Source organism: Acerihabitans sp. TG2 (genome assembly GCF_035013185.1).
Lineage (GTDB): Bacteria > Pseudomonadota > Gammaproteobacteria > Enterobacterales > Enterobacteriaceae > Acerihabitans.
In genome coordinates this window covers 163,682-177,231 of sequence record NZ_JAYGJO010000003.1, presented here as the reverse complement: position 1 = coordinate 177,231, position 13,550 = coordinate 163,682, and the positions used below count along the sequence as shown (strand labels likewise).

13 protein-coding genes are annotated in these 13,550 nt (G+C 53.2%); 8 read left to right on the top strand and 5 right to left on the bottom strand.

Annotated features, from left to right (window positions below; all coding sequences use genetic code 11):
* The first annotated feature begins 203 nt into the window (after nt 1-203).
* The 7 genes from SJI19_RS04060 (at nt 204) to SJI19_RS04030 (ending at nt 5,938) form a co-directional block, all read left to right on the top strand.
* Entirely contained in the window at nt 204-1,769 is a 1,566-nt protein-coding gene (locus SJI19_RS04060) for a transcription antiterminator (RefSeq protein WP_323477078.1), read from the top strand.
* Between the two features lie 30 nt (nt 1,770-1,799).
* Entirely contained in the window at nt 1,800-2,270 is a 471-nt protein-coding gene (locus SJI19_RS04055) for a fructose PTS transporter subunit IIA (protein ID WP_323476985.1), read from the top strand.
* 23 nt (nt 2,271-2,293) lie between these two features.
* Nucleotides 2,294-2,608: a PTS fructose transporter subunit IIB gene (locus tag SJI19_RS04050; RefSeq protein ID WP_323477077.1), complete on the top strand. Its 315-nt coding sequence runs from the start codon at nt 2,294-2,296 to the stop codon at nt 2,606-2,608.
* A 25-nt stretch (nt 2,609-2,633) separates the two neighbouring features.
* A complete protein-coding gene (locus SJI19_RS04045; protein ID WP_323476984.1) occupies nt 2,634-3,725 on the top strand; it encodes a PTS fructose transporter subunit IIC in 1,092 nt (363 codons plus the stop codon).
* A 104-nt stretch (nt 3,726-3,829) separates the two neighbouring features.
* On the top strand, nt 3,830-4,690 hold the full coding sequence (locus SJI19_RS04040) for a ketose-bisphosphate aldolase (protein ID WP_323476983.1): 861 nt from the start codon (nt 3,830-3,832) through the stop codon (nt 4,688-4,690).
* 120 nt (nt 4,691-4,810) lie between these two features.
* Entirely contained in the window at nt 4,811-5,740 is a 930-nt protein-coding gene (locus SJI19_RS04035; protein WP_323476982.1) for an ROK family protein, read from the top strand.
* 39 nt (nt 5,741-5,779) lie between these two features.
* On the top strand, nt 5,780-5,938 hold the full coding sequence (locus SJI19_RS04030) for a helix-turn-helix domain-containing protein (RefSeq protein WP_323476981.1): 159 nt from the start codon (nt 5,780-5,782) through the stop codon (nt 5,936-5,938).
* Between the two features lie 124 nt (nt 5,939-6,062).
* Here the strand turns inward: SJI19_RS04030 and SJI19_RS04025 are convergent, their stop codons facing one another.
* Genes SJI19_RS04025 through SJI19_RS04005 form a run of 5 tightly spaced genes read right to left on the bottom strand, consistent with a single transcriptional unit; the run spans nt 6,063 to nt 11,991 of the window.
* The gene (locus SJI19_RS04025) at nt 6,063-6,881 is read right to left on the bottom strand and encodes a carbohydrate ABC transporter permease (RefSeq protein WP_323476980.1); all 819 of its coding nucleotides are present in this window, start codon (nt 6,879-6,881) and stop codon (nt 6,063-6,065) included.
* Nucleotides 6,878-7,825 carry a sugar ABC transporter permease gene (locus tag SJI19_RS04020; RefSeq protein WP_323476979.1) on the bottom strand — a complete coding sequence of 316 codons (948 nt, stop codon included), beginning with the start codon at nt 7,823-7,825 and terminating at the stop codon, nt 6,878-6,880. Before SJI19_RS04020 ends, SJI19_RS04025 begins: the two co-directional genes overlap by 4 nt.
* Nucleotides 7,822-9,066: an ABC transporter substrate-binding protein gene (locus SJI19_RS04015; RefSeq protein ID WP_323476978.1), complete on the bottom strand. Its 1,245-nt coding sequence runs from the start codon at nt 9,064-9,066 to the stop codon at nt 7,822-7,824. Before SJI19_RS04015 ends, SJI19_RS04020 begins: the two co-directional genes overlap by 4 nt.
* Nucleotides 9,067-9,118: 52 nt before the next feature.
* The gene (locus SJI19_RS04010) at nt 9,119-10,870 is read right to left on the bottom strand and encodes a GH116 family glycosyl hydrolase (RefSeq protein ID WP_323476977.1); all 1,752 of its coding nucleotides are present in this window, start codon (nt 10,868-10,870) and stop codon (nt 9,119-9,121) included.
* On the bottom strand, nt 10,867-11,991 hold the full coding sequence (locus tag SJI19_RS04005) for an ROK family protein (RefSeq protein ID WP_323476976.1): 1,125 nt from the start codon (nt 11,989-11,991) through the stop codon (nt 10,867-10,869). Before SJI19_RS04005 ends, SJI19_RS04010 begins: the two co-directional genes overlap by 4 nt.
* Before the next feature lie 220 nt (nt 11,992-12,211).
* Between SJI19_RS04005 and SJI19_RS04000 the strand changes: the two genes are divergently transcribed.
* The gene (locus SJI19_RS04000; RefSeq protein ID WP_323476975.1) at nt 12,212-13,423 is read left to right on the top strand and encodes an ROK family transcriptional regulator; all 1,212 of its coding nucleotides are present in this window, start codon (nt 12,212-12,214) and stop codon (nt 13,421-13,423) included.
* Nucleotides 13,424-13,550: the final 127 nt, after the last annotated feature.

Genomic DNA, 13,550 nt, shown 5'->3' with positions numbered 1-13,550 from the left:
ATCCCGACACCTCATGATGTTTTAATAATGTCCAATCCACCGGACAATCTTTAGTATTGTTGGTATTTCCTTAAACCTCTACAGTCACTATTATCCACTGACCGCTGTCATTGACCGGCAGTAATAACCAAGGGAATCGTCTCAAGCAACCACACAAAAATATAATCGCCAGCAAATTTGACGCACAATGCAAGGGTAATATGATGCAACCACTTACCTCGCGACAAAATAAATTATTGAAATATTTACTACAGCATCAAGAGTATGTCACGGTAAAAAACATAGCCGAATATCTGGATGTATCAGAAAAAACCGTCCATCGCGACATGCAGTTCGTTGAGGTTTTCCTTTCGGCCTGGAATATTCATCCAGACAAAAAAGTGGGGGCCGGCATTATGCTGATCGCCGATGATGCTCAGCATTTGCTCCTGCTTGAGCAACAGATCACACCAGACGACGGCGATCTGGACCTGCTGGTCAATAACTCGCGACGGATAAAAATCGCCACACAACTGCTGAGCGACACACCACAGGAAACCTCGATCAGTAAATTGTCCGAGCGCTATTTTATCAGCAGTGCGTCTATCGTCAATGATCTGAGAATCATCGAAAGCTGGATCAATCCGCTGGGCCTGATGCTGATACGCAGCCAAAGTGGTACCCATATCGAAGGCAGCGAGAACAATGTACGACAGGCAATGGTCTCGCTGATTAATGGCGTGATGAACCATAAAGAGCCGGGCAGTATTAATCATTCCAGACTCGACCCCGGCAGCTACAAGGCCCTGGTCCATTATTTCGGTGAACATGATATTGATTTTGTCCAACAACTGTTAGAGGACATGGAGCGGCAACTCTCTTATCCGCTGGGTGAGCCCTATTATATTAATATTTTTACCCATATCCTGATTATGATGCACCGTATGGCGCTGGGTAACTCGTTAATGCTGAGCGAAGGGACGCGGCACCAACAGGTGGATAAACGTATTTTCGCTATTGCTGCCAAGATGGTGCAGCAAATCGAACAGCGGGTCAATAATCGGTTACCCTCCGATGAGGTCTGGTTTATTTATCAATATATTATTTCGTCCGGTATCGTTATCGAGGAGCGCGCCAATCATCCGGCCATAGAGTATCAATTATCTAATAACGAATCTCGCCGTCTGACCATGAATTTAATTGATATCTTTTCTGATCTGATTAGTCTCGATTTGCGTAGCGACACTCAACTGTATGAGGGTTTACTGATACATATTAGGCCGCTACTTAATCGACTTAAATATAATATTCTTATCCGTAATCCATTGTTGGACGATATAAAAAAAGAATTCCAGGAAATTAACCAGATTACCGATTTCGCCACTCAACAGCTGTGCAAATGTTTTCAATTACAGGAGATTTCCGAAGATGAGGTCGGTTACCTGACGGTACATTTCCAGGCGGCGCTGGAGCGGCAAATTGCCTGTAAGCGTATTTTGGTGGTTTGCTCCAGCGGGGTCGGCACCTCCCATTTATTAAAAAGTCGAATTCTGCGTGCGTTTCCATCCTGGACCATCGTCGGGGTAGTATCAGCCAGTAATATGGTCGGATTTTGTCAGCAGGAAGAGATTGATATGGTGATATCCACCATTCATCTGGGAGAAGATAAAATACCCATCATCTATGTTTCGGCATTTTTTAATGATGACGATATCAAGCGCGTCACGGATAAAGTGATCGCCAGCAAATTGTATCAGGCGGTGAGTCAGTTATCGGCGGCTGAGCATTAATTTTCTTAAAGTAGTGGTGAGGTAAAATTGATGGACATTACTAAAATTCTCAATGCCAATCGCGTAAAATTAACCATGACAGCCAGTAATAAAAAAGAGGCGATTGCCGAATTAACCGACCTACTGTACGACGACGGTGCTATCAGTTCAAAAGAGGCGTTTATCCGTGATGTCTGGTTGCGTGAAGCTGAAGGTTCCACCGGCTTTGAAAACCATATTGCCATTCCCCATGGCAAATCATCCGCCGTCAAACAGACCACCCTGGCGATTGGCCGCACCTGCCGGGATATCGAATGGGAAACACTGGATGGCAGTCAGGTCCGCTGCATTATTCTTTTTGCCGTGCGTCTGGAAGATCAGAACACGACCCATATTCGCCTGCTGTCTCAGGTTGCCAGTGCTCTGGCCGATGATGAGGTGATTGATCAGCTACTGGATGAGTCCGACCCCGAAAAAATTATCCAACTGTTCAGCCAATACGCGGAAACAGACCTCTGTTAACTCACACAAAGACGAGGCATATGATGAAAATAGTTTGTGTAGCCGCCTGCACGGCGGGCATTGCGCATACCTACATTGCGCGCGAAAAATTAATAAAAGGTGCCAAAGCGCTTAACTACGATATCAAGGTTGAAACCCAGGGCACCATCGGTACTGAAAATGAATTATCCCCTGAGGATATCGCCGCAGCCGATGTGGTTATTCTCGCGGTGGATATAAAAATAAAAGGTGAAGAACGATTTAAAGGAAAACCGGTGGTCCGGGTAAAAACAGACATTGTTATTAAATCCCCTGCTAAATTTCTGGAGAAAGTGACTCACTCATTAACACAAGCCTGAATATACATTTCTCGGGAAAAACATTATGAGCAACAACAAAAATAAACTTGGACAGGAAATAAAGGGGCATTTGCTCACCGGTATTTCCTGGATGATCCCACTGATCGTCGCCGCCGGCATCTGTATCGCGCTCGGCCAGGTGATTGGTGGCCCCGACGTTGCACGCAAAACCGGCAGTTTTGCCTGGATGTTGAACCAGATCGGCGGCTGGGGCATGGGACTTATTGTGCCGATGATAAGCGCAGCTATTGCGTATTCGATTGCCGACCGGCCCGGCTTTGCGCCGGGGCTGATCATCGGTTTCATCTGCGCTCAGATCCAGACCGGATTTATCGGCGGCATCCTCGGCGGTTTCCTGGTGGGGTATACGGTGTTGTTATTGCGTAAAACCATCAAGTTACCCACGTCGATGCAAGGCCTGATGCCAGTGATGATCCTGCCGGTACTTAGCACCATTATCGCCGGGCTGCTGATGATGACCTTTATCGGTCAGCCAATAGTCTGGCTTCAGAAGGTGCTCATACATCTGCTGGAGTCGATGCAAGGTGGATCGAAGTTTCTCATGGGGGCCATCCTGGGCGCCATGGCGACCTTCGACTTCGGCGGGCCGGTGAATAAAACCATGTCGCTGTTTGCCGATGGCATGCTGGTGGACGGTATTTACGGGCCGGAAGCGGTGAAGTTCGTCGGCTCCATTATCCCGCCATTCGGCATCACACTGTCTTTCCTGCTGACGCGCCATAAATACACCAAAGCGGAAAAAGAGGCACTCAAAGCGGCATTCCCCATGGGCATCTGCATGATCACCGAAGGGGTGATTCCGATAGCCGCGCGGGATCTACTGCGGGTGGTGGCCAGTTGCGTGGTCGCCTCGATGGTGGCCGGCGGTCTGATCATGGTGTGGGGTGTCGAGGCGCCAGTGCCGCACGGTGGCCTGTTTGTGGTGCCGCTGTTTACCAAGCCCCTGATGTTCTGCCTGGCGCTCGGTATTGGTACGGTGATTTGCGGCGTGATGCTTTCGCTTATCAAAAAGACCGTTACCCAGGCTGATGAAGAGTTCGATGATGTGGAAGATCACAACGTTCGCGATGAAGACATCAAGTTCACCCTTGAATAAAAAGCCTGACGCCTGACCACCACCGGTTTACGCACCACACATCCGTGATGTTCACGGATGCGGGAAAACTTTACCCCTAATCTTACTCTTGAAGGAGAATGAACATGCTTATTTCCATGCACGAGATGCTGAAACCTACACGCGAACATCGCTTTGCCATCGGCGCGTTTAACGTGGCGGACAGCTGCTTTATCCGGGCGGTGGTCGAGGAAGCGGAGTCGACCAATAGCCCGGCGATCATTTCGATTCACCCCAGCGAACTGGCGTTCGTTACCGACGAGTTTTTCGCTTATGTCCGGGAAAGAACCTTGCGTAGCCCTGTGCCGTTTGTGATTCACCTGGATCATGGCGCTTCTATCGCTCATGTGATGCGTGCGATCCAGTGTGGTTTTACCTCGGTCATGATCGACGGTTCGCTACTGCCGTATGAAGACAACGTGGCCCTGACGACCGAGGTGGTCAAACTGGCGCATGCAGTCGGGGTGTCGGTCGAGGGCGAACTGGGTACTATAGGCGATACCGGCACCACCATCGAGGGCGGGGTCAGCAAGGTTATTTATACCGAACCGGCGCAGGCGGAGGATTTTGTCAAACGCACCGGGGTGGATACGCTGGCGGTGGCCATCGGCACCGCGCACGGCATCTATCCCAAGGATCTCAAACCGGAACTGCAGATGCATATCCTGCGGGATATTTCGCAGCGGGTCACCATCCCATTGGTACTGCATGGCGGATCCGCCAATCCGGACGCGGAGATAGCGGAAGCGGTGACGCTGGGCGTCGGCAAGATCAATATTTCCAGCGACATGAAATTTGCCTATTTCAAAAAAGCTCGTGAAGTGCTTAGCCGTGAAACCTGGTGGGATCCGAACGCCATTTATCCGGAGCCGATCCTGGCCGCCAAAGAGGTGATCCGTTACAAAATGTCGCTGTTCGGGTCGACCGGCAAAGCCTCGTTGTATTAAGCCCCACCGGGCAGGCGGCAACCGCCGGTCCGGGTGTTATCTCACCGGGGGCGGTGTCGGGCAGGCCCCGATGACACCGCCCGCGTATCATCCTGTTGAACATTGCACCAGGAATACACTATGTTGCATATAGGTTTGGATATTGGCGGCACGAAAACCGAGGCGGTGGTGCTCACCGCTGAGGGAGGCGAGCTTTATCGACACCGCAGTGCCACCAAAACCGAGAGTTATCCGCAATTTTTCACCTTTGTCTGTCAGCTCATCTGCGATCTCAAAACGCGATTTCCGGCGCCACTGTCAATCGGCATTGCATTGCCGGGCAGCGTATCACTGCTGACCGGCCTTATCAGAAATTCCAATATTTTATCGATTAACGGCCAACCTTTGCAGCAGGATTTGCGTCAGCGGCTGGGACGGGAGGTGGCGATCGGTAACGATGCCAATTGTTTTGCTCTCTCGGAGGCGGTGGATGGCGCAGGACAGTCGCACGACATCGTGTTTGGCGTCACCCTTGGCACCGGCTGCGGCGGAGGACTGGCTATCGGTCAACGGATTATTGCCGGCAGTCATGGCAATGCCGCGGAGTGTGGCCACAACCCGCTACCTGGTTATGCCTTTGATCGGGATGGGCCGCCGTTCCGCTGTTACTGCGGGCAGCAAAACTGCGCGGAACTGTTTGTGTCCGGCACTGGCCTGGCCCAGCGCTTTACGCTGGCCACCGGCATAACGGCCACCGCGCGGGAGGTGATAGCACTGGCGGCGCGGGGAGACCCGGCGGCGGTTGACCGGTTTGAGCTGTATCTGGATCAGTTGTCAAAGTTGTTGGCATCAATCATCAATCTGGTCGACCCCGGGGTTATCGTGCTCGGTGGCGGCCTGTCTAATGCGTTGGCTGCCCGCCAGGATCTGGCGGCACGGGTGGCGGAGCATGTTTTTACCGACCAGTTCACAACCCGTATTGTACCGGCGAAGCACGGCGACAGTAGCGGGGTGCGCGGAGCCGCCTGGATTGGTCGCGCCCGGTTAGCCAGCCGAGGGCCGGCGAGCTGATTACCGTTCGGGTAAGCCGAGCGTACTTTATCATTCGCCATGACCCGGGCAGGGCACGGACAAGCACGGGCGGTGAGATTTTCCACGCTTTCAGTGCTGTGCAAAGTGCTGAACTGCCAGCCCGGCGACATTCTGGACTATCTGCCCGATGACGACACGGGCGAAGCCGCCAGGATAACCGATAAAATCGATGATTAACGACCTTATGGACAATGCTGTCCATGTGGGTTCTCCGCCGCACGTGCTGGCTCTGCCGGTCGAGGTTGTGGTCAGCGGGTCCCGACAGCAGGAGCCTTCCCAACAATTAGCACTCAAGGTAAGGTTATTCCTTCACCGCACCCGCCATCAGGCCATTCATAAAGTAGCGCTGTAGCGATAGAAAAATCACCAGCATCGGCACCACGGCCAACGCCGACATCGCCAGCAGGCGTGGCCAGTTAATGTCAAACTGGCCGACATTACTGGCCAGCGCCAGCTGTACCGTCCATTGGCTTTGATCGCTTATCACCAGAAATGGCCATAAAAAGTCGTTCCAGCGCCAGACAAAGTTGAACGCCGTGAGGGTGGCAATCGCGGGCAGCGATAATGGCACGACAATGCGCCATAGGATCCGCCATTCACTGGTGCCTTCGAGACGCGCCGCCTCAAGCAAGCTATCGGGAATATTGCGGATATACTGCCGCATCAGAAAGACCCCGGTGGGCGTGGCGGCCGGCGCGATAATGACGCCCCACAGGCTGTTGAGCAAATGTAAATCGCGTAGCAGCAGGAAAATGGGGATCAATATTATTTGCAGCGGGATCATCAATGCGCACATGATTATCATGAAAATCAGCGTATCGCCATAGAAGCGAAACTTTGCCAACGCATATCCCGCCATGACGCTGATGGACACCGAAATCGCCGCCGACGTTATGGAAACAAAAAAAGAATTTCTCAGCGTTTGGACAAAATTAGTGTTTTGAAACACATCGAGGAAGTTATCCCATGATGGGTTTTGCGGCCATAACGACGGTGGCCAAGCGAAAATCTCATCCACTGACTTGAGCGCATTGGAAAAAATCCAGATCGGCGGCAGCAGAAAAAACACCAGCATAATGCCAATAATTAACCAGCGCATCCGATGAGATGAACGATTCATTTGATATTCCTCGACAAGCGAAGTTGGACTACCGAGAGAGCAAACAAAATGACGAAGAGCACCACCGACTGCGCCGCCGCAATGCCCGCCGTGGCCGGTTGCATAAAGGCGTTTTCATAGATGGTCTGGATCAGGTAGACCGTCGAGCGTCCGGGTCCTCCGCCGGTCAGTGAAATCACCAACTCATAGACTTTGAACGCTTCAATGGACGACAGTACGATGACCACCACCACGCTGGGCTGCAGCAGGGGTAACGTGATCCTGGCAAAGGTACGCCAGCGCTTCGTACCGTCTATGCGGGCGGCCTCATAGAGATCTTCCGGGATCGCCGTCAATCCAGCGAGCAGTATCATCATATTAAAACCGGCGCTGGCCCACACCCAGACAATCACCACGGCAATCTGGGCCATGGTATCCTGCTGCAGCCAGGGCACCGGATTGACGTTCAGCAGGCTGAGTACATAATTAATCAGCCCTGAGTTGTAGCCAAACAGCCATTTCCACATAATGCCGATCGTCAGCAAACTGATCATTGAGGGGAAAAACACCACGGTACGCGCCAGGCCAAAACCTCGGATTTGCGGCGCCAGCAGCAGCGCCATTCCCAACGCCACCACCAGATTGAGCGGCACGGCAAACACGACGAACATTACGGTTCTCAGCAGAACCTGCTGAAATTCCGGATCGCCGAAAACATGAATAAAGTTGTCGATGCCGACAAACTTAGGTAGCGTGCTGGGCACCTGTGGTAGTACCACCACTCCGCGCTGGAATATCGACATCCAGAAGCCCTGCACCAACGGGTAAAAGGTGAATAGCAACAACAATCCCAGCGAAGGGAAGATCAGCAAATAAGGCCATAGCGTCCTGCCATGGCGCGTTAACCACGATGAGCTGCCCTGAGGTTCCCGCAAGGCCGTTGGCTGCTGATGGATCGCGTTCATTTTGCCGCCTCTAACCCATCCGATGCCGCCTTGGTGATTTTATCAATCGCCTGTTCCGGCGTGATCTGATGCGTTACCGCCTGCATCACCGCATCCTTAATCGGCGCCCAGACAAACTGCATTGCCTGGTTTGCCTGGTCGGTCGCCGCGTAGGCGGGGCTATCCACCAGTTCACGCTGCATCTGCGCCATCGCCTGACTTATTTTCGCATTGTTATAATCGATGGGTTCATCCGAGAGCGTTGCCGGGATCATACCAATCGGTACCGAAAGGCGCTTTAGAATGGCCGGTGAAGTGAGCCATTTCACCACGTCAGTCGTTTCCTGCAGGTGCTGGCTGGTATTAAACGCCACGACATATTCACCGCCATAGACGCTGGAGCTGACGGTACCTTTCGGTGTATAACCGGCACGCCAGTCGAATTTGGCGCGCTGCGCCAGCGAGCTAAGCTGCCAACTGCCGGTCATCCAAGCCACCGCCTGGCCGCCGATAAACAACTCTTTGGGGTTGTCCGAACTCGCCCCCGACCATTGGCCGCGCGGCAGATACTCGTCGGCGATATGGACAAAATCGGCGAGGGTTTTCGCGGCCTTCTGCTTATCCATCACCACTTTGTAAGGCGGCTGCGTGGAAAACACATAATTTCCATACTGGTATTCATGAATAATCCAACGGCTGGCGGATACATCCCATACCAAGGGATAGCGGATATGCGCTTTCTGAGCAACTTCTTTGATTTTCGGCAGGAATTCTTCCCAGGTCCAGCCGGTTTTCATGTCAGGCAACGCCACGCCCGCTTTCTTAAACGCATCGGCGTTCAGCAGCAGACCGGTTGAGGTAACATATAAGGGGGCGGCGATAGCCTTGCCGTCCAGACGCGCACCGTCGGCCCAGCCTTTGATGTAATGATCAAGATAATCTTTGCCAAAGTATTGATTGAAATCGACGAGATAAGGCCGGATCACCGCCTCCATGGAAGAGGTTTTGGAAATATCCGGCATACCTGAACCCGACGCTGCATATTGCCGGAATTTCTGGATCACATTGTCGTAAGGTACCAACTGCAGGTTAAACGTGGTTGCCGGGTGCTGCTGAGTGTACTCACTCAATAACGTCTTAAGAATAGTGGATTCATTTTTGTCCGTTTCATACCACATGACAGTGAGTTCGGCAGCCTGTAGGGACGAACATGCCAAGGTGATGGCGCCGGTCAATACTGCGATAGCAACTTGCTTTTTCATAATGTATTGTCCTGATCAATGTAACAACGTTAAACACGGTCGCAAAAAAGGGTTATGACGGGTCCGGCTGAAAATGATGGGGGTATTTCATCACCACGGCGGCGGGCATCCCGCTCCATCCTTGCAACAACGATCCTCGGCCGAACGGCGGAGAAAAATACTCCACCGCCCCAGCCCATCCCTGTTCGAGACAGGTCTGCCACCAGCGGGTCAAGGGATATTCGCAGCCGGGCAGGTCAAAGCGCAGTAGGGTATCGGCGTATAGGCCGTCGAGATACGGCCAGTCGGCCCCGTTGTGATAGCGCATTACAAACGCCGATTTTGCCCGCGTATCACAGCGACGTTTAAACGGCGGCCAGGCGCACATAACGCCCCAGTCACCATATTTCTGCTGGGGGTTATAGCGGGTTTCCAAGCGGGTTTGTACTTGGCGCAGCACCTGGCGCGCACGTTCAGCGGACACCGCGCCATAGCGCAGTAGCGTCAGGCTATCCAGCGTTAAATGATCTTCAACAAAATCGCTTGGATCACCATAGTCGGCATAATGGCCGGCGGGTTGCAGCAAGGCATCATCGAGATGGCGGCGCGCATCTGCACCCAGTTTTTCACAGCGCACGGCCAGCGTTGGATCCTGCCCTTGCGCCCAGTCGGCGACCGCATCCACGGCACCGATCCACAGTCCCAAATCGTAAGCCACGTAACCGGAACGATAAACATTGTCCGCCCAATCGCGATCGTTATTGACCGGTTTGCGCGGCAAGCCGTTATCGTGTTGAATAAAGCGCTCATAGCGGGAAATTATGGCGCTGATTTGCGGCCAATATTGCCGGCATAGCGAGCGATCGCCGGTGGCGCGCACATAGTCGGCGATAGTCAGAATAAAAAATAACGGGCTGTCGAAATGGTCGCTCCACCAGTCCTGCGCTCGACTGTGATTCTCAGTTACCGCCGGATTATTCAGCCGCGCCGCTTCCCAGGCCTCGGACAATCCGGGACCATTGTGAATCACGCCGCTGGGCGCTTCCCCGTTTGGCTGTATGCCCGTAGCCAGCAGGTGGATTTGTTCTAGCACAACGTGCGGTTCAAGCATAAGCAACGCCTGTAGCGTCCAGTATCCATCACGGTAATAGGTGCGGGCGGGCGCACTGTAATCCAGGCCCGCAGCGAGGCCGGCAAAACGTCCGTTATGGTCGTGGCGAATGCTGGATAACGCGGCATGGGTACTTTGCAGTACCATGCTGCGCATCAGCGGCTGCGCCAGAGGGAGACGGTCGCAATAGGTAATATAGCGTTGCGCTTCCTGGCGGATTTGTTCGGCGCTCAACGCCAGGCCGCGTTCAGCCTCCACATTATCCTGTCCGGCGGCAATCAGTACATCCGCGCCGCGCTGTTCAATTATCACCACGCCCCAGGGCAACGTCCAACGCCGCAGTGAACCTGATTGCGCTTTATTCGATTTGCCTCCCAACTGATCCCACCAGGCTCGCTTACGCGCCGGATAAAAACGCTGGAAGCGCGTGTTGCTGAGCAAAATAACCGGCTGCGACTGAGCCACATAAAAACCCTGCCGGCCTGCCGTTAGCCGATTAGGCGCCAGCAGATAAGGACCGTCAAACGCCGACAGATAGATGCTGCCAAAAGAACCGCTGCCCCATAACGCCAATTGCACCACGCCTTGCGGCGAAAAAGTGCCCTGCAGGCGATGCGCCATAAAGGGTAACAACATTGCCGATTGGCCGGCTAATTGCCCATCATTTTGCGGAATAAGCGCGCATTCGGATGGACAAGGGTTAACGGATGTCATACTGGGATCCTCTCGCTATCTGCCTGAACAATCGCGTCCAAACAGCGCTGGTGGGCAAGGTAAACGGCACCGATCACCCCAGCATCATCACCCAGCGCGCTGCCGGTTAGCTGAACGGGCATCGGGAGTAACTGGTGCACGAAATGTTGGATTTGCTGATAAAATGCCGGCCTGGCGCCAATCCCGCCGCCCAGAATCAACCACTCCGGGTTCAGCAGACTGATGGCGGCGGCCACGCCAAGGGCGGCGATGCGTGCGGTTGTTGCCATGACCTCTTTGGCCTGAACATCACCCCGTTCGGCCTGACGGAAAATATCAATCACCGCCGTATCGCCGTGCGGGTAACGCTGGCGAATAGCATGGCTGCCGACCCGATCTTCAAATATTCCGCAGGCGGACACCTGCGCATCATCATAGGGTGTGGCGCTTAACGGCAATAATGAGATCTCCCCCGCCATGCCCGTATGACCGCGGATGATGTAGTCCTGGATGATAATGCCCATCCCGACGCCGGTGCCAAAGGCGATAAACACCAGCGAATCGCTGTTTTGCCCATGCCCCTGGTGGTATTCCCCCAGCGCCGCCAAATTGACGTCATTCTCAAAGGTCACCGGGCACTGCCGTCCATCGGCCAACGTAAATACCGGCGGCAATCGTGAGGGTAGATGCAGGTTGGGCGAGAGATTGACATTGCCCTGCTGGTCAATCGCACCGGGAATACCAATAGCAACATGCTGCAGACGCCGAGGATCGACACCGCCCTGTTGCAGCATATCGCCGGCCAACTGTCCCATCTGATCGAGCGCCGCCGTTTCGTCGCCCTTGCGCGTAAACTGCACGGTTTGCGCAAGTATCCGGCCGTCTAATGCCGCCAAGCGCCCTTTTACTTTGGTGCCCCCCAGATCGAACCCCATCACCACCGGCGACTGCGGGTGCAGTTGAACGCGTTGTAAGGTCCGCTGAATGATTTGCTGTTGTTCCAGCATATCAAGCACTTGTTGCTCAACCGCGGGCGAAACATCCAGCGCTGACACCCAGTCGGAGGATCGCTGTGATGACAGACGCTCCAATTGTGATAATACTAATGAAATTGTCTTATTAAGTGGCCTAAGGTTCGCCATATGCTGTCCTTTTCTCCAGCAGCGGGTTGCGATATAGTTAGTTCATCAACCTTACGAATTAATAGCGTTCCTGGTGTTTGACGTCAATATGCCCAATGGATTTATCGCGGAAAAATTGCAAAAAAGAGAGGTAGGTAGCACTTTTGCTACCGGGTTGTCCCTTTTTTTTCAGTCTGTTTGGGCGTTTAAACCGGATCAGCTTAGTATCGAGAGTATATAAATGATTGATATAAATAATGATGTTCCAGTATTGCGCCAAATTTCAGTCCATGCCGTGATGGAGTATCTTTTGCATTCAGGCCCGGCCTCTCGTGCCGCAATGGCTAAAGCAACCAAACTCTCCAAACAAACCATGTCAGAGGTGATCCTCACGCTGGAAGAACGTGGCTGGGTGCGACCATGCGGCCTGTCATCCGGTAAAGTGGGCCGTGCCGCCATGAATTATGAAATATCCGACGACCTGTTTTACGTATTGGGTATGGATGTGGGGGCGACCACCATTCGGCTTAGTCTGGTTAACCTGCAGGGTATCGAGATCGCCCATTATGAAGAAGCCAACGACAACACCGGCGGGGATAATCTGGTCAACAAACTCTGTCGGCTCAAGGATGAAATGCTTATGCGATGCGCAATAAAACCGCATAAGCTCCACAGCGTGAGTATGGCGATTCCGGGGGTGGTAAATCAAAAAACCGGCACCCTCGCCTTTGCCCCCAATCTGAATAAAATGGAAGGATTTGAACTGCTCAGCGCCATGCAGCGGTCCTTCAATTGCGAAGTGCTGATCGAAAACGATGTGAATGCGGCGGTTATCGGGGAGTATTGGCGCGGGCGGGGCCAGGATACTCAATCCCTGGTTTTCGTTTCGCTTGGCACCGGCATCGGCATGGGGCTGCTGCTCGATGGCATACTGCTGCGGGGCGCCCTGGGCGCGGCAGGCGAGGTCTCATATCTGCCGCTGGGCGCCGATGCCTATGCGCCGGAAAATCTGCGCCAGGGTACCCTAGAGTCAGTGATTGGCGCGGCGGGCATCAGCCGTCGTTATCATTTCGCCGGCGGTCCTGCGGATACGTCGGTGCGTGAAATCCTGGAGCATTATGTGAACAAACAGCCTGCCGCCATTCTTGCCATTGAGGAAACGGCACGGATCGTCGCACTATTGATGCTGTCGATATCATCGATGTTTGATCCGGAAAAAATAATCATCGGCGGCAATATCGGCTCTCGCCCCGAGCTAATTGAACGCATACGCTATTACCTTGCAACCTGTTCGCCCCATCCCGTAGCGCTGGAATGCAGTGCGCTGGGCGCACAGGCCACCTTAACCGGCGCCGTGGCTATTTCACTGAATAAACTTCACAACCTCTTGTTTGGGCTAGAAGATTTACCAAAAAAAATTCAGTTGCCGAAGCATAGCCAGCCGGGTCTCTGACCAGTGTTTGATTCAAATCCCGCTTCTTTGGGTTTCGTCACATATTTGCAATTATTTAGTTCGGCATATTGACGAACTAAATATTTTTACCTCACTATGGCGCTATGCTTTTATCGCGTCGCGGGTT

Coding starts and splice junctions, on each gene's coding strand:
- SJI19_RS04025 (WP_323476980.1), bottom strand. CDS start 6,881: ATGAATCGTTCATCTCATCGGATGCGCTGGTTAATTATTGGCATTATG.
- SJI19_RS04040 (WP_323476983.1), top strand. CDS start 3,830: ATGCTTATTTCCATGCACGAGATGCTGAAACCTACACGCGAACATCGC.
- SJI19_RS04000 (WP_323476975.1), top strand. CDS start 12,212: ATGATTGATATAAATAATGATGTTCCAGTATTGCGCCAAATTTCAGTC.
- SJI19_RS04055 (WP_323476985.1), top strand. CDS start 1,800: ATGGACATTACTAAAATTCTCAATGCCAATCGCGTAAAATTAACCATG.
- SJI19_RS04005 (WP_323476976.1), bottom strand. CDS start 11,991: ATGGCGAACCTTAGGCCACTTAATAAGACAATTTCATTAGTATTATCA.
- SJI19_RS04050 (WP_323477077.1), top strand. CDS start 2,294: ATGAAAATAGTTTGTGTAGCCGCCTGCACGGCGGGCATTGCGCATACC.
- SJI19_RS04060 (WP_323477078.1), top strand. CDS start 204: ATGCAACCACTTACCTCGCGACAAAATAAATTATTGAAATATTTACTA.
- SJI19_RS04015 (WP_323476978.1), bottom strand. CDS start 9,066: ATGAAAAAGCAAGTTGCTATCGCAGTATTGACCGGCGCCATCACCTTG.
- SJI19_RS04045 (WP_323476984.1), top strand. CDS start 2,634: ATGAGCAACAACAAAAATAAACTTGGACAGGAAATAAAGGGGCATTTG.
- SJI19_RS04035 (WP_323476982.1), top strand. CDS start 4,811: ATGTTGCATATAGGTTTGGATATTGGCGGCACGAAAACCGAGGCGGTG.
- SJI19_RS04010 (WP_323476977.1), bottom strand. CDS start 10,870: ATGACATCCGTTAACCCTTGTCCATCCGAATGCGCGCTTATTCCGCAA.
- SJI19_RS04030 (WP_323476981.1), top strand. CDS start 5,780: ATGACCCGGGCAGGGCACGGACAAGCACGGGCGGTGAGATTTTCCACG.
- SJI19_RS04020 (WP_323476979.1), bottom strand. CDS start 7,825: ATGAACGCGATCCATCAGCAGCCAACGGCCTTGCGGGAACCTCAGGGC.